Annotated in this window: 16 protein-coding genes and 3 pseudogenes; 8 read left to right on the top strand and 11 right to left on the bottom strand. The window is 69.4% G+C overall.

Annotated features, from left to right (window positions below; genetic code table 11):
- Nucleotides 1–123: 123 nt before the first annotated feature.
- The 3 genes and pseudogenes from QFZ82_RS33045 to QFZ82_RS33035 all read right to left on the bottom strand — a co-directional run.
- Nucleotides 124–1,056, bottom strand: a complete 933-nt coding sequence (locus QFZ82_RS33045) for an integrase core domain-containing protein (protein ID WP_307716609.1) — start codon at nt 1,054–1,056, stop codon at nt 124–126.
- The gene (locus QFZ82_RS33040; protein WP_307716608.1) at nt 1,053–1,373 is read right to left on the bottom strand and encodes a transposase; all 321 of its coding nucleotides are present in this window, start codon (nt 1,371–1,373) and stop codon (nt 1,053–1,055) included. The genes QFZ82_RS33045 and QFZ82_RS33040 overlap by 4 nt, the downstream gene beginning before the upstream one ends.
- A gap of 65 nt (nt 1,374–1,438) precedes the next feature.
- Nucleotides 1,439–1,747, bottom strand: a pseudogene (locus QFZ82_RS33035) (transposase); the annotation flags it as partial.
- Nucleotides 1,748–2,288: 541 nt separating this feature from the next.
- Here QFZ82_RS33035 and QFZ82_RS33030 point away from each other — a divergent pair.
- Nucleotides 2,289–2,519, top strand: a pseudogene (locus QFZ82_RS33030) (IS701 family transposase); the annotation flags it as partial.
- An 8-nt stretch (nt 2,520–2,527) separates the two neighbouring features.
- On the opposite strand, the gene QFZ82_RS33025 reads toward QFZ82_RS33030, so the two are convergent.
- The 6 genes from QFZ82_RS33025 to QFZ82_RS33000 all read right to left on the bottom strand — a co-directional run bounded on the left by QFZ82_RS33025 (nt 2,528) and on the right by QFZ82_RS33000 (nt 8,534).
- Nucleotides 2,528–3,502 carry an electron transfer flavoprotein subunit alpha/FixB family protein gene (locus tag QFZ82_RS33025; protein ID WP_307716607.1) on the bottom strand — a complete coding sequence of 325 codons (975 nt, stop codon included), beginning with the start codon at nt 3,500–3,502 and terminating at the stop codon, nt 2,528–2,530.
- A gap of 56 nt (nt 3,503–3,558) precedes the next feature.
- Nucleotides 3,559–4,344: an electron transfer flavoprotein subunit beta/FixA family protein gene (locus QFZ82_RS33020; protein ID WP_307716606.1), complete on the bottom strand. Its 786-nt coding sequence runs from the start codon at nt 4,342–4,344 to the stop codon at nt 3,559–3,561.
- Between the two features lie 26 nt (nt 4,345–4,370).
- Entirely contained in the window at nt 4,371–5,162 is a 792-nt protein-coding gene (locus tag QFZ82_RS33015) for an enoyl-CoA hydratase (protein WP_307716605.1), read from the bottom strand.
- Nucleotides 5,163–5,170: 8 nt separating this feature from the next.
- The gene (locus QFZ82_RS33010; RefSeq protein ID WP_307716604.1) at nt 5,171–6,223 is read right to left on the bottom strand and encodes an enoyl-CoA hydratase/isomerase family protein; all 1,053 of its coding nucleotides are present in this window, start codon (nt 6,221–6,223) and stop codon (nt 5,171–5,173) included.
- Nucleotides 6,220–7,374 carry an acyl-CoA dehydrogenase family protein gene (locus QFZ82_RS33005; protein ID WP_307716603.1) on the bottom strand — a complete coding sequence of 385 codons (1,155 nt, stop codon included), beginning with the start codon at nt 7,372–7,374 and terminating at the stop codon, nt 6,220–6,222. Before QFZ82_RS33005 ends, QFZ82_RS33010 begins: the two co-directional genes overlap by 4 nt.
- A gap of 236 nt (nt 7,375–7,610) precedes the next feature.
- Nucleotides 7,611–8,534: a LysR family transcriptional regulator gene (locus QFZ82_RS33000; RefSeq protein ID WP_307716602.1), complete on the bottom strand. Its 924-nt coding sequence runs from the start codon at nt 8,532–8,534 to the stop codon at nt 7,611–7,613.
- A gap of 99 nt (nt 8,535–8,633) precedes the next feature.
- On the opposite strand from QFZ82_RS33000, the gene mmsB reads away from it, so the two are divergent.
- The 6 genes and pseudogenes from mmsB to QFZ82_RS32970 all read left to right on the top strand — a co-directional run bounded on the left by mmsB (nt 8,634) and on the right by QFZ82_RS32970 (nt 16,981).
- Nucleotides 8,634–9,521 carry a 3-hydroxyisobutyrate dehydrogenase gene (gene mmsB / locus QFZ82_RS32995; protein ID WP_307716601.1) on the top strand — a complete coding sequence of 296 codons (888 nt, stop codon included), beginning with the start codon at nt 8,634–8,636 and terminating at the stop codon, nt 9,519–9,521.
- A gap of 96 nt (nt 9,522–9,617) precedes the next feature.
- Nucleotides 9,618–11,111 carry an aldehyde dehydrogenase family protein gene (locus QFZ82_RS32990; protein ID WP_307716600.1) on the top strand — a complete coding sequence of 498 codons (1,494 nt, stop codon included), beginning with the start codon at nt 9,618–9,620 and terminating at the stop codon, nt 11,109–11,111.
- Nucleotides 11,112–11,114: 3 nt separating this feature from the next.
- Entirely contained in the window at nt 11,115–12,317 is a 1,203-nt protein-coding gene (locus QFZ82_RS32985; protein ID WP_307716599.1) for a CaiB/BaiF CoA-transferase family protein, read from the top strand.
- A 103-nt stretch (nt 12,318–12,420) separates the two neighbouring features.
- Complete coding sequence (locus QFZ82_RS32980; RefSeq protein WP_307716598.1) at nt 12,421–14,274, top strand: methylmalonyl-CoA mutase family protein; 1,854 nt, start codon at nt 12,421–12,423, stop codon at nt 14,272–14,274.
- A complete protein-coding gene (scpA, locus tag QFZ82_RS32975) occupies nt 14,271–16,475 on the top strand; it encodes a methylmalonyl-CoA mutase (RefSeq protein ID WP_307716597.1) in 2,205 nt (734 codons plus the stop codon). The genes QFZ82_RS32980 and scpA overlap by 4 nt, the downstream gene beginning before the upstream one ends.
- 6 nt (nt 16,476–16,481) lie before the next feature.
- Nucleotides 16,482–16,981: pseudogene (locus QFZ82_RS32970) on the top strand (hypothetical protein).
- 10 nt (nt 16,982–16,991) lie between these two features.
- Here QFZ82_RS32970 and QFZ82_RS32965 read toward each other — a convergent pair.
- Entirely contained in the window at nt 16,992–19,433 is a 2,442-nt protein-coding gene (locus QFZ82_RS32965) for a SpoIIE family protein phosphatase (RefSeq protein WP_307716596.1), read from the bottom strand.
- Nucleotides 19,434–19,509: 76 nt separating this feature from the next.
- Nucleotides 19,510–19,920 (bottom strand): zinc ribbon domain-containing protein, encoded by a 411-nt coding sequence (locus QFZ82_RS32960; protein ID WP_307716595.1) that lies wholly within the window; start codon nt 19,918–19,920, stop codon nt 19,510–19,512.
- A gap of 300 nt (nt 19,921–20,220) precedes the next feature.
- Here QFZ82_RS32960 and QFZ82_RS32955 point away from each other — a divergent pair, with 300 nt between their 5' ends.
- Nucleotides 20,221–21,519 (top strand): MFS transporter, encoded by a 1,299-nt coding sequence (locus QFZ82_RS32955; protein WP_307716594.1) that lies wholly within the window; start codon nt 20,221–20,223, stop codon nt 21,517–21,519.
- Nucleotides 21,520–21,562 lie beyond the last annotated feature (43 nt).

Below are 21,562 nucleotides of genomic sequence, written 5' to 3'. Positions count from 1 at the left end.
GCGGGTGAGAAGGGCGACTATCAACGCTCGTTGTGTGGCGTCTGGGGCTGTAAATCGTTCGGCTCTGTCCCGTAATCGGTGGTAGCGCTGCGTGGTGATCATGTCCCGCGTCAAGTTTTTGGCTCAGTGATCTCGGTTTGAAAGTTGGGGATGCAGGGTCGGGTCGTTGTAGACCTCGATCGGCCGGTGGCCGGACAGGGCCTCGTGGGGTCGGATGTGGTTGAACACATGCCGGTAGTGCTCGGCCTCGCGGGCGAGCATGGTGAGGTCCTCGATCTCCAGGCGGTAGAGGTGCTCGTACTTCAGCGAGCCGAAGGCGCGCTCGCGTACGCCGTTCTGGCCGGGGCTCTTGGCCTGGGTGCGGATGTGCAGCAACTCGGGGCGGGTAGCGATGAAGCGGGCGAACGCGGCGCCTTTGAAGGCTCCGCCATTGTCGGTGACCAGCTTGATGCGCCGGTTTTTGCCGGTGTCGGGATCGGCGGGCAGCAGCTCGGCCAGCGGACGTCCGCCGAGACGTTCGGCCTCCGCGATCGCGAGCTTCACCGCCTCGATCGCGTCGGCGCCGGTGCACGAGGGGCTGATGTGCCAGCCGTGCTCGTACTTGGTGAAGTAGTCCGTCACCCCGGCCAGCCGCCAGATCCCGCCTCCGGACGTCTCGTATTCGGAGAAGTCCAGTTGCCGTACTTCGTTCGGGCTCGTCGGCGGCTGGGCGAAGGCGGCCTTGCGGGCCTTGGCCGGCTCGCGGCGTATGCCCTGGTAGTCGACCGGCTGGAGTAAATCCCTTCTGCGCAGAGCCGGTTCGATGGAGGATGCAGACACGTCGTGGCCGTCGGCTCGCATCATCCAGTGGATCTTGCGGTGGCCCCAGGCCGGCCAGTCCGCGGCGTACTTCGCGGCGATCGGCTCGAGCTGGTCGACCACTGGCGCCGGCCACGGACCCTTGACCACACTCTGGCCACGGCGGGCGCGGGCCTGCCAGCGGGTGTAGGTGCGGCGCGGGATGCCGGCAAGCTCGCAGAACCTCGAGGTCGGCATCGCCGCTTGGGTGCGGATCACCTCGAGGTCCTCGAAGGGGCCAGGCGGCCCTCAGCGGACTTCTTCCACACCCGCAGCTCGACATGGGCCTCACCAAGCGCGGCCTTGAGGTCCTCGATCTGCTCCTCGAGCATCGCCTCCCGGCTGGAGGCCTGCTTCGATGTTCCGGCCGTGAGGCCAACCTTCCAGGACTCCAGGAACTGCTCCCGCCACTTGGCCACCGACGTCTGCGACGTCTTGTTCCGGCGGGCCGCCACAGCGACGGTCATCTCACCAGCCAGGACCGACAGCACGATCCGTATCTTGTCCTCCACCGGGAACTGCGGCGGACGGCTCATCAGACACTCCTTCAGCTCGTCAGGGCTCAACAAACCCCTGTGCCAGAAAGTCTGACGCGCGACAATCACTGGAGGAGGATGCGGTGGCGGAGTAGGGCGAATCCGGCTCGGCCGTGCATCCGCCTCATGATTCTCATGGTTCGCGTGTTGACGCCCTCGGTGCGGCCGTTGTGGTGGGGGAGGGTGAGGCCGGCGTTGACCGCGGCGCGGTCGATTTCGAAGCCGTTCACGAAGGCGTGCAGGTGGGGAAGGCCTGAGGCGCGGACGGCTGTGATCCACTCGGTGAGCTTTGCATCGTTGCCGACGGCGGGAGTGAGGAGTTCGGCGAACTCCTGGACAAGACCGGTGAGTTCGGTCATCTCGGGGCAGGCGGCTGCCCGCAGCCCGGGACCGGACCGCAGGCCGCGGCGCGCCCAGCCAGGTCGATCGAGTCCCCGCCTGCACGGGCCCGGGCCGGTCACGGAGTTCAGAGGCGAGGCAGGCCACTCGCATTCCCGCGAGGTGCCCTGTCGACTCGGTGCCCGTTCCGGACGCCGTGCCGCACGGGTGCCGAGGAGGCAACCCGCACCGTTCCCCGCATTGTGGCTCCCGTCTGCACCGTTGTTCAACTTGCCACGATCATCACCATCCTGCTCGTGACGGGGTGCTCCCGTAGAGTGTGCGTTGGCGCGGTGGTGTGCCCGGACCGCCGGACAGCGGAGGGAAGCGCACAGGCAGGAGCGTGACGGCATTGGTACGCGAAGTGACCGTCCGTTCCACAGGAGGCGCCGTCCCCGCAGGGAGCCCGCCTGAGGTCCGCGCCCGCAGGACCATGCTGGCTTCTCTGTTTAGACATGGGTGATTCCGCACCCGCAAAACAGATGAGCTGGTGCTAATTACATCGCCTACGCCCTCGTCGGCTCTGCCTTCGACAAGCTGACCCGGGTGGCTGGGGTCCGGTGGGTAACAGAGGAGTGTTTCCAGAGTTCGAAGGGCGAGTGCGGCCTGGACGACTACCAGGTCCGTCGCTACGACGGCTGGCATCGGCACATCACCCTAGCCATGGCCGCCCATGCGTTTCTCACCGTCATCCGGGCCGCCGAAAGTCCGCGCCAGCCGGTTCACCTCGGTCTCAGCGGCGAGAGAGTCGGTCGCCGTCGGCCGTGACACGCAGGTCAGCCCTTGCGGGTCTTGACCTCGTCGGTGAGCTGCGGGACGACCTGGAACAGGTCGCCGACGACGCCGTAGTCGACCAGGTCGAAGATCGGGGCCTCGGCGTCCTTGTTGATGGCCACGATGGTTTTCGAGGTCTGCATGCCGGCGCGGTGCTGGATCGCGCCGGAGATGCCGGAGGCGATGTACAGCTGCGGCGACACCGACTTGCCGGTCTGGCCGACCTGATTGGTGTGCGGGTACCAGCCGGCGTCGACCGCGGCACGCGAGGCGCCGACGGCCGCGCCGAGCGAGTCGGCCAGCGCCTCGATGATCGCGAAGTTCTCCGCGCCGTTGACACCACGGCCACCGGAGACCACGATCGCGGCCTCGGTCAGCTCGGGACGGCCGGTCGACTCACGCGGGGTACGCGCGGTGACCTTGGTGCCGGTCGCCTTCTCGGAGAACGACACCGACAGGGCCTCGACGGTGCCGGCGGCCGGGGCGGCCTCCACGGCCGCGCTGTTGGGCTTGACCGTGATGACCGGGGTGCCCTTGGTGATGCGGGACTTGGTGGTGAACGAGGCGGCGAACGCCGACTGCGTGGCCACCGGGCCCTCGGCACCGGCCTCCAGGTCGACGGCGTCGGTGATGATGCCGGAGCCGATACGGACCGCGAGGCGGGCGGCGATCTCCTTGCCCTCGGCGGAGGACGGGACCAGCACGGCGGCCAGGGAGCCCCCGGCGGACACCGCCTCGTACGCGGCCTGCAGCGCGTCCACCTTCGGGACCACGAGGTACTCGGTGAACTCGGGAGCGTCGGCGGTCAGCACCTTGACCGCGCCGTGCTCGGCGAGCGCGGCGGCGGTGTTCTCGGCACCGGAGCCGAGCGCGACGGCGACGGGCTCGCCGATGCGGCGGGCCAGGGTCAGCAGCTCCAGGGTGGGCTTGCGGACGGCACCGTCCACGTGGTCGACGTAGACGAGAACTTCAGCCATGGGACTTCTTCTCTCCTGCTTGCGAAGTATGAAGGGGGCGGTTGGTGGCCGAAGCCTTAGATGAACTTCTGGCTCGCGAGGAACTCCGCGAGCTGCTTGCCGCCCTCGCCCTCGTCCTTGACGATCGTGCCCGCGGTGCGGGCCGGACGCTCCGCGGCCGAGTCGACCTTGGTCCAGGCACCCTCGAGACCGACCTCGTCGGCGTCGATCTCCAGGTCCTCCAGGTCCCAGGACTCCACCGGCTTCTTCTTCGCGGCCATGATGCCCTTGAAGGACGGGTAACGCGCCTCGCCCGACTGGTCCGTCACCGACACGACAGCCGGCAGCGACGCCTGAAGCTGCTCGCTGGCGGCGTCGCCGTCACGACGGCCCGTCACGGTGCCGTCCTCGACCTTGACCTCGGAGAGCAGGGTGACCTGCGGGACGCCCAGGCGCTCGGCCAGGATCGCCGGCAGCACCCCCATGGTGCCGTCGGTGGAGGCCATACCGCAGATGACCAGGTCGTAGCCGGTCTTCTCGATGGCCTTGGCGAGCACCAGCGAGGTGCCCATCACGTCGCTGCCGTGCAGGTCGTCGTCCTCGACGTGGACGGCCTTGTCGGCGCCCATGGACAGCGCCTTGCGCAGCGCGTCCTTGGCGTCCTCGGGGCCGACGGTCAGCACGGTGATCTCCGCGTCGTCCGCCTCGTCGGCGATCTGCAGCGCCTGCTCGACCGCGTACTCGTCCAGCTCCGACAGCAGGCCGTCGACGTCGTCACGGTCGACGGTCAGGTCATCGGCGAAGTGCCGGTCGCCGGTAGCGTCGGGCACGTACTTCACACAGACAACGATCCTGAAACTCATGGGATGTCCCTTTGCGGTGATCAACTCTAGCGATGGGTGAATTCCGGCAGGCGCTTGTCGACGAAGGCCGCCATGCCTTCCTTCTGGTCCGCGGTGGCGAACACCGCGTGGAAGAGCCGGCGTTCGAAGCGCACGCCCTCGGTGAGCGTCGTCTCGAAGGCGCGGTTGACCGCCTCCTTGGCCATCATCGCCACTGGCTTCGACATTCCTGCCACGGTCTCCGCGACCGCGAGCGCCTCGGCGAGGAGTTCACCGGCCGGCACGATGCGGGAGACCAGTCCGGCACGTTCGGCCTCGGCCGCGTCCATGGAGCGGCCCGTCAGGCAGAGCTCCATGGCCTTGGCCTTGCCTACCGCGCGGGTCAGCCGCTGGGAGCCGCCGATGCCCGGGATCACGCCGAGTTTGATCTCCGGCTGGCCGAAGACGGCGGTGTCGGCGGCGAGGAGGATGTCGCAGAGCATGGCGAGTTCGCAGCCGCCGCCCAGGGCGTAGCCGGCGACCGCCGCGACGGTCGGCGTCCGCAGCTGGCCCAACCGGTCCCAGGCGCTGAACCAGTCGCTGAGGTACATGTCCATGTAGTCATGAGGCTGCATCTCCTTGATGTCGGCCCCCGCCGCGAACGCCTTCGGCGAGCCGGTGAGGACGATGCAGCCGATCTCCGGGTCGCGGTCGAGCACCTCGGCCGCCGCGACTACCTCGTGCATGACCTGGAGGTTGAGCGCGTTGAGCGCCTTCGGGCGGTTGAGGGTGATCAGGGCGACGCGGCCCTTGCGGTCGACGATGACGGTTTCGTACGCCTCGGATGCGGACTCGGTCATGGTCTCACTCACTTCGCGTGGGATTCGAACGAGAGCTCTGCCCCGTCAATCGGGGCGAAGTAACGGGCCACGTCCTTGTCCGTGACCTCGGACAGTGCGGCCGGGGACCAGCGCGGATCGCGGTCCTTGTCGATCACCTGGGCACGGATACCCTCGACCAGATCCGGGGAGGCCAGGGCCGCGCACGCGACGCGGTACTCCTGCTCCAGAACCCGTTCGAGCGAGTCGAGTTCGCGGGCGCGTCGCAGCGCGGCCAACGTGACTTTGACCGCGGTGGGGGACTTCGTGAGGAGTGTCCCGGCGGCTTCCTTGGCAGTCGCGACTCCGCAGTCGAGCAGGCGTTTCACGATCTCCTCGACGCTGTCAGCCGCGTAGCAGTGGTCGATCCACTCCCGGCGGCCGGCCAACTCCCCGGCCGGTGCCTCACGGACGTAGCGCGGGAGAACATCGGTCACCGGCATCGAAGCGAGGTCCCTGACCAGTCCCGGCAGCAGCTCCGAGGGCACGAAGTGATCGGCCAGTCCGCACAGGAGGGCATCCGCCGCGCCGACGGATGCCCCGGTGAGCGCCAGATGGGTCCCGAGCTCGCCCGGGGCACCGGCCAGCAAGTGGGTGCCGCCGACGTCGGGGACGAAGCCGATGCCCGTCTCGGGCATGGCGATCCGGGAGCGCTCGGTGACGACGCGTACGCTGCCGTGCGCCGAGATCCCGACGCCGCCGCCCATGACGATGCCGTCCATGAAAGCCACGTAGGGCTTGGGGTAGCGGGCAATGCGCGCATTGAGTCGGTACTCGTCGTGCCAGAACGCCGCGGAGGAACTGCCTCCGGAGCGGGCGTCCTCGTAGATGGAGCGGATGTCTCCGCCCGCGCAGAGTCCGCGTTCGCCGGCTCCGGTGATCACGACCGTGCCGACGGCGGGGTCGCGCTCCCAGGCGGTGAGGGCGCCGTCGATGCGTCGCACCATCGCGTGGCTCAGGGCGTTCAGGGCCTTGGGGCGGTTGAGGGTGATATACGCCGCGCGGCCCTCGGTGTAGAGCAGGACGGAGTCGTCGTCGGTCATCGGCCGGCTCCGATCAGTGCACGGGCCACGATGAGCCGCATGATCTCGTTGGACCCTTCGAGGATCTGGTGCACCCGCAGGTCGCGGACGATCTTCTCCACGCCGTACTCGCTGAGATAGCCGTATCCGCCGTGCAGTTGCAGGGCGCGGTCGGCGACGGAGAAGCCGGTGTCGGTGGCGAACCGCTTGGCCATGGCGCACAGCTGCGGCGCCTGCGGATCGTCGCGGTCCAGTGCCGCCGCGGCCTGCTGGACCAAGGCCCGGGCCGCAGCCAGCTCGGTCGCCATGTCGGCGAGTCGGAACTGAAGCGCAGACGAGTCGATCAGCGGCGCACCGAACGCCTCCCGGTCCGCGAGATACTCCCGACTGCGGTCGAGCGCGCTCTGCGCGCCGCCGAGCGAGCAGGAGGCAATGCCGAGCCGGCCGCCGTTAAGCCCCTTCATAGCGATGGGAAAGCCGTCGCCCTCGGCGCCGAGCCGGCGGTCGGCCGGGATGCGGACGCCGTCCAGAATCACCGGCCGGGTGGGCTGCGCGTTCCAGCCCATCTTCTTCTCATTCGGTCCAAAGGACAGCCCCGGGTCGTCTCGTTCGACGACGAACGCGGAGATGCCGCGCGCTCCGTCCTCGCCGGTGCGGGCCATCACGATGTACACGTCGCTGGTCCCGGCCCCCGAGATGAACTGCTTCACTCCCGTGAGGACGTAGTGGTCGCCGTCGCGCTCGGCGCGGGTGCGCAGGGCCGCGGCGTCGGAACCGGCGCCCGGCTCGGTGAGGCAGTAGCTGCCGAGCGCGTCCATCGAGCAGAGCGTGGGCAGCCAACGGGCGCGCTGGGCGTTGGAGCCGAAGCGGTCGATCATCCAGGCGACCATGTTGTGGATGGAGAGGTAGCCCGCGATGCAGGGGCATCCGACGGCCAGCGCCTCGAAGATCAGTACGCCGTCGGAGCGGGTGAGGCCGGAGCCGCCCGAGTCCTCGGCCACGTATACCCCGCCCAGACCGAGTCCGGCGGCCTTGCGGAGCACATCGACCGGGAAGTGCTTGTCCTGGTCCCAGGCCACGGCGTTCGGAGCGAGGTGTTCCTGAGCGAAGTCGAGCGTCGTCTCGACAATCGCGAGCTGGTCGTCGGTAAGGCTGCTGGTCATCGTGGTCATCGCGTCCGCCCCTCTGCGGGGGTGGCGTCCGGGCCGGCGGGCGTACAGCTGGGCGGGCGGACGGGGACGTGCGGAGTCATGGGGATCTTCCTTCCAGGAGTCCGGGGGTGGCGAGGAGGCGCCTCCCGGAGGAGGTGCCTTCCCGATCCGGACCGCCGGCGCTGTGCGACGGCGTCATGGCGACTCATGCTCCGGGGCATGTGAACGGCTGAGTACCTCCAAACAGAGGTAGGGCTTCAGGCCGTCGGCGGCAGCGGCGGTTTCAGCACGTCCGCCCTGTCCTCGAACCAGCGCGCGACGTGGTCGCAGACGATCCGCACACGCTCCACGTTGACCTGGGCGGAGGGCACGATCATCCAGAAGGTCCGCGCCACCTCGAGCTCATGCTGCAGGACGGGCTCGACGCGGGGATCCTGCTCGGCGAGGAAGCAGGGAAGCAGGCCAACACCGATGCCAGCGGCGACCGCCTCCAGCTGCGCGAACACGTTGCTGCTGCGGAACGCGAAGGAGGCCGTCTCGGACACCTCGTGGAAGAACCGCAGCTCGGGCAGGTCGAGCAGGGACTCGATGTACCAGACCATCTCGTGGTCGGCGAGGTCCGCGGCGGAACGGATCGGCTCGGCCTTCGCCAGGTAGGACGGTGCCGCGTACAGGCGCAGCGCATAGTCGCAGAGCCGACGGACCTGGAACCGGGGCAGTTGCGGGCGGTGCAGGGTGATGGCCACATCGAACTGGCCGGTCTGGTGGCTGATCAGGGCGCTCGTCGTCACGAGCTCCAGGGCGATCCCCGGGTGCTGCTCATGGAGCGGGGCCAGGGCTGGGGCGACGATCACCGACCCGACCGCGTCGGTGGCGATCAGCCGTACGACACCGGAGACCGGGCGGTCCGCCCCCTCCGGCGCGGCGAACGCGAGGAGCGCCTCGCCCTCGATCCGTTCCGCGTGCGGCAGCAGCCGGCGCCCGGCGTCGGTAAAGGCCCACCCGGTCCTGGTGCGCTCGAAGAGGCGGTGGCCCACCGCCTTCTCCAGAGCCGCCACCCGGCGCGACACGGTCGTGTGCTCGACACCCAGACGCTCGCCCGCCGCGACAAGACGCCCATGCCGCGCGAGGGCCAGGAAGTACCGCAAATCATCCAGATTCACCTTCGAGTAGCTGTGCATATGCGCACACTACCTGTGCCGAAGTGCCTCTTGCCTGTGCATGGATGCAGGCCTGAGCGTGGACGCCACAACCACCCCACGGTTCCAGGAGGCAACGGAATGACCACGGTCGGCTTCATCGGTCTCGGCAACATGGGCGGCCCCATGGCCGCCAACCTCGTGGCCGCCGGGCACGACGTCCTCGGCTTCGACCTGTCGCAGACGGCCGTCGCGACGGCGCGCGAGGCCGGAGTCCGCATCACCGGGTCCGTCACCGAACTCGCGGGGGCGGCCCGGGTCGTCATCACCATGCTGCCGACCGGCCGGCATGTGCAGGACGTCGTACTCGGCGACGACGGAGTGCTCAAGCACGCGGTCGACGGCACGGTGGTGATCGACTCCTCGACGATCGACATCCAGAGCGCGCGGGCCGTCCATGCCGCGGTCACCGAGCGTGGACTGCCGGTGGTGGACGCCCCCGTGTCCGGCGGAGTCGCCAAGGCCCGGGCCGGCACGCTGACGTTCATGGTCGGCGGCACCCAGGAGGCCGTCGGACTCGCGCGACCGTACCTGAACGTGATGGGCGGGAACATCATCCATGCCGGTGCGGCGGGTGCCGGTCAGGCCGCGAAGATCTGCAACAACATGCTGTTCGGCGCCACCATGACGGCCGTCGCCGAGGCCTTCGTCCTCGGCGAGCGGCTGGGGCTGGACGCCCGGAGCCTGTTCGACATCGTCAGCACCTCGTCCGGTGACAGCTGGGCTCTGCACAACTTCTGCCCGTGGCCGGGCCTGGTCGAGGGGTCGGCCGCCGACAACGGATACCAGGCCAACTTCGCGGCCACGCTCATGAGCAAGGACCTCCGCCTCGCACTCAGCGCCGCCGACGAGGTCGGCGTCACCCTGCCCGTGTCGAGCAGCGCGAACAAGGTGTTCGCCCAACTCGCCTCGGTAGACGGCCATCTCGACGCCTCCGCGGTGATCCGGCAGATCCGCGGCCGCGACTGAGGACGGCTGAGGACGGCTCAGTACTCACCGCCGCCTCCTCCGACGGCCGGCTCCACCGCACCCCGCACACCCCTCAGACTGAAAGACGGGACGACCGTGACCCTCCAGCAAGATTCCCCGACCCTCTCCAAACACCACGTGGGCGACGAGCAGATGCTGATCGCCGGTGAGTGGACCGCGGCCGCCGACGGCCAGTGGATCGATATCGAGAGCCCCCGCGACAAGTCGCTGATCGGTCGCGTACCGCGCGGCCGGGCCGAGGACGTCGACCGGGCCGTCACCGCGGCTCGTCGCGCCCACCCCACGTGGCGCGACCTGCGGCCCCGAGACCGCGGTGACCTGTTCCGTCGCATCGCGGACGCCCTCGAACCCGAGCAGGAGCGCATCGCCCGGCTGCTCTCACTCGAGAACGGCAACGCGATCCGCACCCAGTCACGCGGGGAGATGCAGTTCGTTGTCGACTGCTTCCGCTACTTCAGCGGGATCGCGGGGGAGGCAAAAGGCGAGAGCATCCCGCTCAATCCCTCGGTGCTCGACTACTCCCGGCGTGAACCGCTCGGCGTCGTCGGCGCCATCGTCCCCTGGAACGCCCCGCTGATGCTCTCGGCGCTGAAGATCGCCCCGGCGCTGGTGGCGGGCAACACGCTCGTGCTCAAACTCGCGGAGGACGCCCCGTTCGCCGTACTCGCCGTCGTGCGGGTCTGCCAGCAGTTCCTTCCCCCGGGCGTGCTGAACGTCATCACGGGCTACGGCCCCGAGGCCGGTGAGGACCTGACCTCTCACCCCAGCATCGACAAGATCTCGTTCACCGGCTCCACGGCGGTGGGCCGCCGGGTCATGGAGAAGGGCGCCGAGAGGATCGTGCCGGTGTCGCTCGAACTCGGCGGCAAGAGCCCGCAGATCGTCTTCGCCGACGCCGACGAGGAGTGGGTCGTCGACGGCACGATCTCCGGGATGCGGTTCTTCCGGCAGGGCCAGTCATGCACCGCCGGGTCGCGGCTCTTCATCCACGAGTCGATCTTCGACTCCTTCCTCGGCAAGCTGGTCGACAAGCTCGCCGCGCTGAAGGTCGGCGACCCCCTCGACGAGGCCAGTGACATGGGCACCCTCGTCAATGGCAAGCAGTTCGACCGGGTCTGCGACTACATCGCCAGCGGCATGGAACAGCCCGGGGTGGAAGTCGCCCTGGGCGGACTGCCCCCGGCGGAGGGTCCTCTCTCGCACGGCTACTACACGCAGCCCACTGTCTTCGCCCATGTGGCGAACCGCTGGCGGATCGCTTCCGAGGAGATCTTCGGCCCCGTGGTATGCGCGATCCCGTGGCGGGACGAGGAGGAGGTCGTTCGCATGGCCAACGACACCCACTACGGCCTCGCCGGATTCGTGTGGACCCACGACCTGGGCGCCGGGCTGCGCACCGCGCACGCGCTGGAAGCCGGCTGGGTTCAGGTCAACCAAGGCGGCGGCCAGGTCCTCGGCCAGTCCTACGGCGGGTTCAAGCAGAGCGGCATCGGCAGGGAGTTCTCCCTCGAAGGCATGCTCGACAGCTACACGCAGCGCAAGCACGTCTCCGTCAACCTGGGGCGCTGACCCATGAGCACGAAAACGCACACGCACGCGGACGCGGACGCGGACAGCATGGGTCCGCTGGACGGGGTCGTCGTCGTCGACCTCTCCCGCGCCCTCGCCGGGCCCCAGACCGCGATGATGCTCGGTGACATGGGAGCCCGGGTCATCAAGGTCGAGGCACCGGGGACGGGCGACGAGTCACGGAGCTGGGGACCGCCGTTCGTCGGCCCGGACACCGCGCGGGAGTCGACCTACTTCCTGTCCTGCAACCGCAACAAGGAGTCGGTCACCGCCGACCTCAAGTCACCGAACGGCATCGACCTGTTGACCCGTCTGGTGCGGCACGGTGACGTCCTCGTCGAGAACTTCCGGCCGGGCGTCATGGACCGGCTCGGCTTCTCCGCCGAACGCCTCCACGAGATCAATCCCCGGCTGGTGATCCTCTCCATCAGTGGCTTCGGACACGACGGCCCCCAGGGCGGACGGGCCGGGTACGACCAGATCGCCCAAGGCGAGGCCGGCCTGATGAGCCTGTCCGGGCCCGACCCCGAAAGCCCGACGCGCATGGGGGTGCCGATCGGAGACGTGCTGGCCGGGATGAATGGTGCGTACGGCGTGGTGTCCGCACTGTACGAGCGTGAGCACACTGGACGCGGCAAGGTCGTCCGTACCTCACTCCTCGCCTCGATCGTGGGAGTCCACGCCTACCAGGGCACGCGGTACACCGTGGCCGGCGAGGTGGGCAGGGCGGCCGGAAACCACCACGTGGCCATCGCACCGTACGGCCTGTTCCGCTGCGACGGCGGAGCGATTCAGGTGGCCGTGGCCACCGACGCCCAGTGGGCGAAGTTCGCGGAGATCGTCGGTCTCGACACGGAGGACCCCCGGTACGTGAGCAACGCCGCGCGCGTGGCGCACCGCGACGACCTCGTGCGGGACATCGAGAAGACACTGTTGCAGCAGGGAGCCGCACACTGGCTGTCGCTGCTGGACGCCACAGGAATCCCGTGCGGCGAGGTCCGCACGCTCGACCAGGTCTACGCCTGCCCCCAGACCCGGTCCCAGGGCCTCGTGATCGAGGTGAATCACCCCTCACTCGGCGCGATCGAACTCCCCGGCCCCGCCGTCCGCTTCGACGACGGAGGCCGCAGGCGGCACACCGCACCACCGCGGTTGGGCGAGCACAACGAGAGCGTCCGCACCTGGCTGAACGAGCGGGACGGCTGACGCATCCACCCCGAGGTCTGGGCGTCCTGCCCGTGAGCGCTCCCTGCCGGGCAGGACGCCAACCCAACGCCATGTGCGCACGCGCAGGCCGAACGAAAGAAACATGACCATGACACCATCCGCGCAACAGCTCGGCGGGTTCCCGGACGTGTCCCACGAGCAGTGGCAACTGCTCGTGGAAGGCGTCCTGCGCAAGTCGGGCAAGGACGTCTCGGGTGCGGGGGCCGAGGAGGCCCTGTCCACCACGCTGGAGGACGGGCTCGTCGTCCGTCCCCTCTACACCGCACGGGACACCGGGCCCGCGACCGGCTACCCGGGCTTCGCGCCCTACATTCGGGGCGGCAGGCCCGAGGGCGGCGCGGTGGGCGGATGGGACGTGCGCCAGCGGCACACCGCGCCGGATCCCGGACTCACCAACGAGGCCGTGGTCGCCGACTTGGAGAACGGTGTCACCTCGCTGTGGCTCGCATTGGGCGGCGACGCCGGTGTGCCGGTGTCCGCCCTGGGCGAGGTCCTGAACGGGGTCTATCTCGATCTGGCCCCGGTTGTTCTCGACGCGGGCGGTGAGTTCGACGCAGCGGCAAACGCGTTGCTGCGGCTCTACGAGGAGCGTGGGACACCTCGCGAGCTGGCGCGCGGCAACCTCGGCGCGGACCCGTTGGGCCTGTCGGCGCGCTCCGGCGACGACGTGTCCGGCCTGGAGCAAGCATTCGAGCTGGCCACACGGTGCCACCGGAAGTACCCGGGTTTGCGTGCCCTGGCCGTGGACGCTCTCCCGTACCACGAGGCCGGTGCGTCGGCCGCCCAGGAGCTGGGCTGTTCGCTGGCGACTGGCGCCGCCTATATACGCGGCCTGACGGCGGCCGGGCTGTCGGTCGAGGCTGCGTGTCGGCAGTTGGAGTTTCGTTACGCGGCGACGTCCGACCAGTTCCTGACGATCGCGAAACTTCGTGCCGCGCGCCGCCTCTGGGCTCGGGTGGCCGAGGTGTGCGGGGCGGCCGACGGGGCCGGGGCGCAGCGTCAGCACGCGGTGACGTCGTCGGTGATGATGACGCGCCGCGACCCTTGGGTGAACATGCTGCGCACCACCGTGGCGTGCCTGGGCGCGGGCGTGGGCGGTGCCGATTCCGTGACCGTACTGCCCTTCGACCACCGAGTGGGTCTGCCGGACGCCTTCGCCCGCCGGATCGCGCGCAACACCTCGGTGATCCTGCTGGAGGAGTCGAACCTGGGCCGCGTCATCGACCCGGCCGGCGGTTCGTGGTACGTAGAGCGGTTGACGGACGATCTCGCGCACGCCGCCTGGGCCTTCTTCCAGGAACTGGAGCGGGCGGGCGGCCAGCAGGCGGCACTTCGCTCCGGCCTGGTCGGCGACCGGCTCGCGGCCACCTGGGAGAGACGGAGCAGGCAACTCGTCCTGCGCCGGGAGCCCGTCACTGGCGTCAGCGAGTTCCCGAACCTGGCGGAGAAGCCCGTGGAGCGGCAGCCGACCGCACCAGAGACCGGCCGCGGCCTGCCCCGGGTCCACCGCGACGACGCCTACGAGGCACTGCGCGCGCGATCGGACGCCCATCTGGCCGCCACGGGTGCGCGGCCGCACATCTTTCTCGCCGCACTCGGCCCGCCCGCGGCCCACACCGCCCGGGTCGCTTTCGCCTCAAACCTCTTCCAGGCCGGCGGCATCGAGCCGAGTCACGACCCGGTGTCGGTGGACGCCGTCACCGCCGCCGAGGCGTTCGCACGCAGCGGGGCGACCGTCGCGTGTCTGTGCTCCAGCGACGCGGTGTACGAGGAGCAGGCCGACGAAGTCGCCAAGGCCCTCAAATCAGCAGGCGCGGAACAGGTCTTCATCGCGGGCCGCCCCAGCGACCATGGGGTCGACGAGTACATCTTCGCGGGCTGCGACGCCGTGGCCGTCCTGTCCTCCGTCCTGGACCGCATGGGAGTGGCGGCATGATTCAGATTCCTGACTTCTCGGAAGTCCCCCTGGGCTCCGGAGCCTGCGCCGAGGCGAGCGAGGAGCATTGGCGCGCGGCCGTGAAGGAGACGACCGGCAGCAGCGCCGACGACCTGCTCTGGGAGACCCCGGAAGGTATCGGGGTCAAGCCGCTCTATACCGGACAGGATCTGGAGGGCCTGGACTTCCTGTCGACGTACCCGGGCATCGCGCCGTATCTGCGTGGTCCGTACCCGACGATGTACGTCAACCAGCCCTGGACGATCCGTCAGTACGCCGGCTTCTCCACCGCCGAGGAGTCCAACGCCTTCTACCGGCGCAACCTCGCGGCCGGACAGAAGGGTCTGTCCGTCGCCTTCGACCTGCCGACGCACCGCGGCTACGACAGTGACCACCCCCGGGTCACCGGTGACGTCGGCATGGCGGGCGTCGCCATCGACTCGATCTACGACATGCGCCAGCTGTTCGACGGTATCCCGCTGGACCGGATGAGCGTGTCGATGACGATGAACGGTGCCGTGCTGCCCGTGCTCGCGCTGTACATCGTGGCGGCGGAAGAACAGGGAGTACCTCCGGAGAAGCTGGCCGGGACCATCCAGAACGACATCCTCAAGGAGTTCATGGTCCGCAACACCTACATCTACCCGCCGCGCCCCTCGATGCGGATCATCTCCGACATCTTCGCGTACACCTCGCAGAGCATGCCCCGCTACAACTCCATCTCCATCTCCGGCTACCACATCCAGGAGGCGGGCGCGACCGCCGATCTGGAGCTGGCCTACACCCTCGCCGACGGGGTCGAGTACCTGCGCGCGGGGCAAGAAGCGGGCCTGGACGTGGACGCGTTCGCACCCCGCCTGTCGTTCTTCTGGGCGATCGGCATGAACTTCTTCATGGAGGTCGCCAAGCTGCGCGCGGGCCGCCTGCTGTGGGCCAAGCTGGTCAAGCGATTCGACCCCAAGAACCCCAAGTCGCTCTCGCTGCGCACCCATTGCCAGACCTCGGGCTGGTCGCTGACCGCCCAGGACGTCTTCAACAACGTGACCCGGACCTGCGTGGAGGCCATGGCGGCCACCCAGGGCCACACCCAGTCGCTGCACACCAACGCACTGGACGAGGCGCTGGCCCTGCCCACCGACTTCTCCGCCCGGATCGCCCGCAACACCCAGTTGCTGCTCCAGCAGGAGTCCGGCACCTGCCGGGTGATCGACCCGTGGGGCGGCAGCGCGTACGTCGAGCGGCTCACCCACGACCTCGCCCGCCGGGCCTGGCAGCACATCGAGGAGGTCGAGGCGGCCGGCGGCATGGCACAGGCCATCGACGCCGGCATCCCCAAGCTGCGCATCGAGGAGGCCGCGGCTCGTACCCAGGCCCGGATCGACTCCGGACGGCAACCCGTGATCGGCGTCAACAAGTACCGGGTCGACAGCGACGAGCAGATCGAGGTCCTGAAGGTCGACAACTCCTCCGTACGCGCCCAGCAGATCGCCAAGCTACGGCGGCTGCGCGAGGAGCGCGACGGGGCGGCCTGCCAGGACGCGCTGCGGGCGTTGACCGCCGCCGCCGAGCAGGGTCCCGGGCCCGGCCTGGAGGGCAACCTGCTGGCGCTGGCCGTCGAGGCCGCCCGCGCGAAGGCTACAGTCGGGGAGATCTCCGACGCCCTGGAGAAGGTGTACGGGCGGCACACGGCCCAGACTCGTACGATCGCCGGCGTGTACCGCAACGAGGCAGGTGAGTCCCCTTCCGTGGAGCGCACGCGCACGCTCGTGGAGCGGTTCGAGGAGGCGGAGGGCCGCCGTCCGCGCATCCTCGTCGCCAAGATGGGCCAGGACGGCCACGACCGAGGGCAAAAGGTGATCGCCACCGCCTTCGCCGACCTCGGCTTCGACGTGGACGTCGGCCCGCTGTTCCAGACCCCGGCGGAGGTGGCCCGGCAGGCCGTCGAGGCCGATGTACACATCGTCGGCGTCTCGTCCCTGGCCGCCGGTCATCTCACCCTCGTACCGGCGCTGCGTCAGGAGCTGGTCGCCGAGGGCCGCGAGGACATCGTGATCGTCGTGGGAGGGGTGATCCCGCCGCAGGACGTATCCGCGCTGCACGAGGCGGGTGCAACCGCGGTCTTCCCGCCGGGCACAGTGATCCCGGACGCCGCGCATGACCTGGTGACGCGGCTGGCCGCCGGTCTCGGCCACGAGCTGTGACGTCGTATGGCGGCCACACGGATCGATCTCGACAGCTATCTGCGGGGCGTACTCGACGGGAGGCGAGCGTCCGTCGCACGCGCCGTCACCCTCGTCGAGTCCACCCGCGCCGACCATCGCGCCTTGGCCCAGCGGCTGCTCACCGAGCTGCTGCCGTACACGGGCGGGGCGCGGCGGATCGGCATCAGCGGGGTGCCGGGCGTCGGCAAGTCCACCTTCATCGACACTTTCGGCTCGATGCTCAAGGGCCTGAGACACCGGGGACGTGTGGGACCGGCTGGAGCAGCACCGGAGCCTGCTCGCCTCCACCGTGCGGCTCGACACCAAGCGCCGCGGCAGCAGGTCGACTGGACATGGGCGATGTCCACGACGAACTGCTGGGGCGGCTGCGGGCGCATCAGGAGGTACGGGCACTGGCTCCTTCGCGGGACCGGAGCGTAAGGGAAGGGAAGTTGACGTCGGCGCTCGCCGCCGAGCTCATCCTGGAGGCGTTCGGGCGCCCCTGACCCGGACCGGTCACCCGGCCGACTGCAGGTCCTGCTCGGCCCAGATGGTCTTTCCGAGCGAGGAGTGCCGGGTACCCCAGCGCTGGGTGAGCTGAGCGACGATGAGCAGGCCCCGGCCGCCCTCGTCGAAGGTACGGGCGCGCCGCATGTGGGGGGCTGTGCTGCTGCCGTCGGAGACCTCGCAGATGAGACCGGCGTCGTGGATCAGCCGGAGCCGGACGGGCGGCCGACCGTACCGGATGGCGTTGGTGACCAGCTCGCTGACCACCAGCTCGGTGACGAACGACGCATCCTCCAGCCCCCAGGCGGCAAGCTGGTCGGTCGTCAGCTTCCGGGCGCGGGCCACCTCCGCGGGATCCGAGGGCAGATCCCAGCCGGCGACCTGGGAGGCGTCGAGGGCGCGGGTCCGGGCCAGGAGCAGGGCGACGTCGTCCGCCGGTCTGTCAGTAGGTGACGCCTCCAGTACGTGGTCGCACAGTTGCCGCAAGGAGGGAGCCGGGTCGGCCAGGGCGCCGCGCAGCGCCGCGAGCCCGACGTCGATGTCACTGTCGGCGGACGCGATGAGGCCGTCGGTGTAGAGGGCGATCAGGCTGCCTTCAGGGAGCTCCATCTCAGCGGACTCAAAGGGCAGACCTCCCAGACCAAGCGGAGGACCGCTCGGCAGTTCCGGGAAGTCGACCGAACCGTCGGGGGCGACGACTGCCGGCCCCGGGTGCCCCGCGCGAGCGAGGGTACAGCGACGCGAGACTGGATCGTAGACCGCGTAGAGGCAGGTGGCACCGATGTCTCCGTCTGCCCGGTCGGCGAACTCCTCGCCCAGCGGTCCCTCCTCCCGATCGAGTCGCAGGACGAGGTCGTCGAGATGGGTGAGCAGTTCGTCGGGCGGCATATCGATGTCGGCGAGTGTGCGTACCGCGGTGCGCAGGCGACCCATGGTGGCCGAGGCCTGGATGCCGCGTCCGACGACATCTCCCACGACGAGGGCGACCCTGGCGCCGGACAAGGGGATGACGTCGAACCAGTCACCGCCCACGCCCTCCACCGCGTCGGCGGGCAGATAGCGGAACGCGACGTCCACGGCCGACTGCCGCGGCGCGTGCTGAGGCAGCATGCTGCGCTGGAGGGCCAGGGCGGTGTTCCGTTCCTGCGTGTAGCGGCGGGCGTTGTCGATGGACAGGGCGGCTCGGGCGGCGAGCTCCGAAGCCAGGAGCAGATCGTCCACGTCGAAGGGTTCGGGTGTCCGGTGCCGCAGGAAGATGACGAGCCCGAGGGTGGTCCCGCGGGCGAGGAGTGGCGCGGCAAGGTACGAGTGGATGCCGAATTCTCGTGCGCGCCGTGCCCGCGCGGGTTCGTTCGCCAGCCATCGCTGGATGCCCGGTTCACTGATCCGGTGCCTGAGTGCCCGCCCCGTGGCCAAGGCACGGGCCATGGGTGAGTCCTCGGCGATGATGTCCGCCTCCCCGGGTGGGATCGCCGATTCCGGGCATCCTTCGAGAATCGACTGCTGCGCGGCTCGGAAGTAGACAAGCCCATGCGGCCCCGGCTCCGACGCACGACCTCGGAAGACGGAGTCAAGAAGATCGACACCGACGAAGTCGGCGAACCGCTCGGTGGCGACGTCCGCCAGCTCCTGGGCGGTCCGTGTCACCTCCAGTGTCGTTCCGACCCGGAGGCCGACCGCGTTCACGAGGGACAGTCGTCGCCTGGCCCGGTCCTGCTCGGTGACGTCGACCGCGGCAATGGACACGCCGCGTACCCGACCGTCTCCGTCCCGCAGCGGATAGACAACCTCCGACCAGGCGCGTGCGTCGTGCGCGCCTGGGGTGCGGTCGAGCGTCCGGGCGGTTACCGATTCCCCGGTCCGGAGCGCCTGCGCCGCCAGCTGCTCAAGGCGGTTGTACGGCGGTCCGGGCCGTATCTCTCCCAGTCTTCGCCCGATCGCCTCGTCCTTGCGCACGCCCAGGGTCCGGTACGCCTCGGCGTTGGCGTCCACCAGGCGGTTTTCCTGATCGAAGACGCCGAGACTGATCGGCAGCTGCTCGAGCGCCCATCCCGTGAGGGCACCTGCCGTGTCACTTCCCATGGAGTCGTCCGGTTCCGTTGCCCCCATGACCCAGACGGTGCTGCCCACCGCGCCGTACAGAGGCGACACTTGGAGGTCTACGACGACACGGCGGCCGTCGCGATGGCGCAGCTCGACCAAGCCGCTCCACTCCCCGCCGTCCGCGAGGCTTCGGCGGAAGGAGATCGGAAGCTCCGCCGCAAAGAGGAGTGACACCGTGTGCCCGATCGCCTCGGCCGAACGGTAGCCGAGCAACCGCTCGGCGCCCGGCGCCCATGCGGTCAGAACCCCGTCGGTGTCCACGACGGCGACGGCCCGGCGAGGCAGCAAGGTGCGGGAGCCGGCCGCCTCGGCCGGCCCCGCTGGTCTGTCCCTCGGATCTCGTGGCATCTCCGGAGCCGATCTGTCCCGCCCACGTAATCAAAACCCTGCGTATGACTAAGCATGTCCCCGCACCGACTCCGGCTCAAATCCATCCGTCGAGGGGAACGGCATCGCAGAGCCTGACGACGGGTACGAGGCGATCGACTCGGTCATCGGTGCGGGCATTCTCGCTGTCCGGCGCGCAGAGCCGTACGCGAACACCAGGACGGATGGCGTGGAGCGGACCCTCGACCCGGCACCGCACGACAAACCCCTCGGTCATGCGGACCGGCCACAGGTCCTCGGTGCCCGGGGTGACGGCACGGCGCGGCAGCACCGTTCCCTCGCCCGCACTGCGCGCCGGCGTGAGGTCCGAGGACCGGCACACCGGGCAGAGCAGGCGTCGGAACGTCGTGGTGCCGCACCACGCGCAGCGCTGGAAGAACAGTCCGTCGGTGTCCCCGACGCGTTTGACCTGGGGGTTCGCCGGGTGCCTCACTCTCGCGTAGAACACGGTGGCGCTCCTTCTCGCTAGGGGACCTCGCTGAGGGCGGAACCCACGAAGCACGGGTCCTTCGGAAGGGAAAGGTAGGCACCGAGTGCCATGGAGGGAAGCGTCGATTCCCCCCATGTGGAGAGTCACCGGTTCCTCACCTCTCCAGGTGGAGGTGGTGCTGTGACCCACGACACTCCATCGTCGTCTCACCCCGTCGGGGCGACGAGCATCGTCGCCTCACGCACCCACCGGAGATTCCCCATGTCCGACTCCCCCGAGCGCTCAGCCGGGCGATCCACATCCCTTGCCAAGATCATCATGGTGAGCAGCGCCGGCTCGGCCATCGAGTGGTTCGACTTCTTCATCTACGGCACCGCAGCCGCGCTGGTCTTCAACAAGCTGTTCTTCCCGCAGGCCGACCCGCTCGTCGGCACACTGCTGGCCTTCACCACCTTCGCCATCGGCTTCGTCGCCCGCCCGCTGGGCGGCGTCGTCTTCGGGCACTTCGGCGACCGCGTGGGGCGCAAGCCGGCGCTGGTCACCGCCCTGCTGATCATGGGCGGCTCGACGACGCTGATCGGCCTGCTGCCGACGTACGACACGATCGGTGCCGCCGCGCCGGTCCTGCTGGTGGTGCTGCGTCTCCTCCAGGGCATAGCCGTCGGCGGTCAGTGGGGCGGCGCCGTTCTCATCGCCACGGAGAACGCACCGAAGGGGCGGCGCGGACTCTACGGCAGCTTCGCGCAGCTCGGGGTGCCGGCCGGTCTCATGCTCTCCAGCCTGGTCTTCCTCGTCATCACGTCCACGCTCGACGCCCAGCAGTTCACGTCCTGGGGCTGGCGAGTGCCGTTCCTGTGCAGCATCGTGCTGATCGTGATCGCGCTCTTCGCCCAGTTCACGCTGGAGGAGACGGCTGACAGCCGGGAATCCCGCCAGGACGAAGAGGGCTCCGGCGCGTCCCGCTCGCCCGTGATCGAGGTGCTCCGCACGCACCCGAAGAACGTCCTCCTGGCCGCCGGCGCCGTGATCGTCATCGGCTCGGGCTTCTATCTCTTCGTCACGTACATGCTGTCGTACGGCACCGAGGTGCTCGGGATGCCGAAGAGCACCGTCCTGAACGCGGTTCTCGTCGGCGCGGCGCTCCAGGTCCCGGCGCTGATGGCCTTCGGCGCCCTGTCGGACCGTATCGGCAGGCGCAAGGTGTACCTGACGGGCGCCATCGGCATGGGGCTGTGGGCGTACCCGGCGTTCGTGCTCATGAACACGAAGGAATGGCCGCTGGTCACCCTGGCCCTGGTCGGCGGACAGCTGCTCTTCGCCGCGATGTACGGGCCACAGGCGGCCTTCTTCTCGGAGCTCTTCACGGCCCGCGTGCGGTACTCAGGCGCCTCGCTGGGCTACCAGCTCGGCGTGATGCTGGGCGGCGCCCTGACCCCCATCATCGCCACCTGGCTGTACGCGCGGTACGGGTCGTTCGTCCCGGTGGCGGCGTTCCTCATGGCCTCCGCCGCGATCTCCTGCGTGTGCGTCCTGGTGCTCAGTGAGACCAACCGCCGTGTCCCGGCCGTCGAGGCGACGTCGCAGGACGACCGGGAAGTCCAGCCGGCGGCGAGCTGACTCCACCGTGCCCGGGCAATCGTTCCTGCGACGACCATGGCTG

Origin of the sequence: Streptomyces sp. V4I23 (genome assembly GCF_030817975.1) — a bacterium.
In the GTDB taxonomy this organism is placed as follows: domain Bacteria; phylum Actinomycetota; class Actinomycetes; order Streptomycetales; family Streptomycetaceae; genus Streptomyces.
Note: the sequence above shows the minus strand (reverse complement) of the source record. Positions and strands in the feature narration are given on the sequence as shown.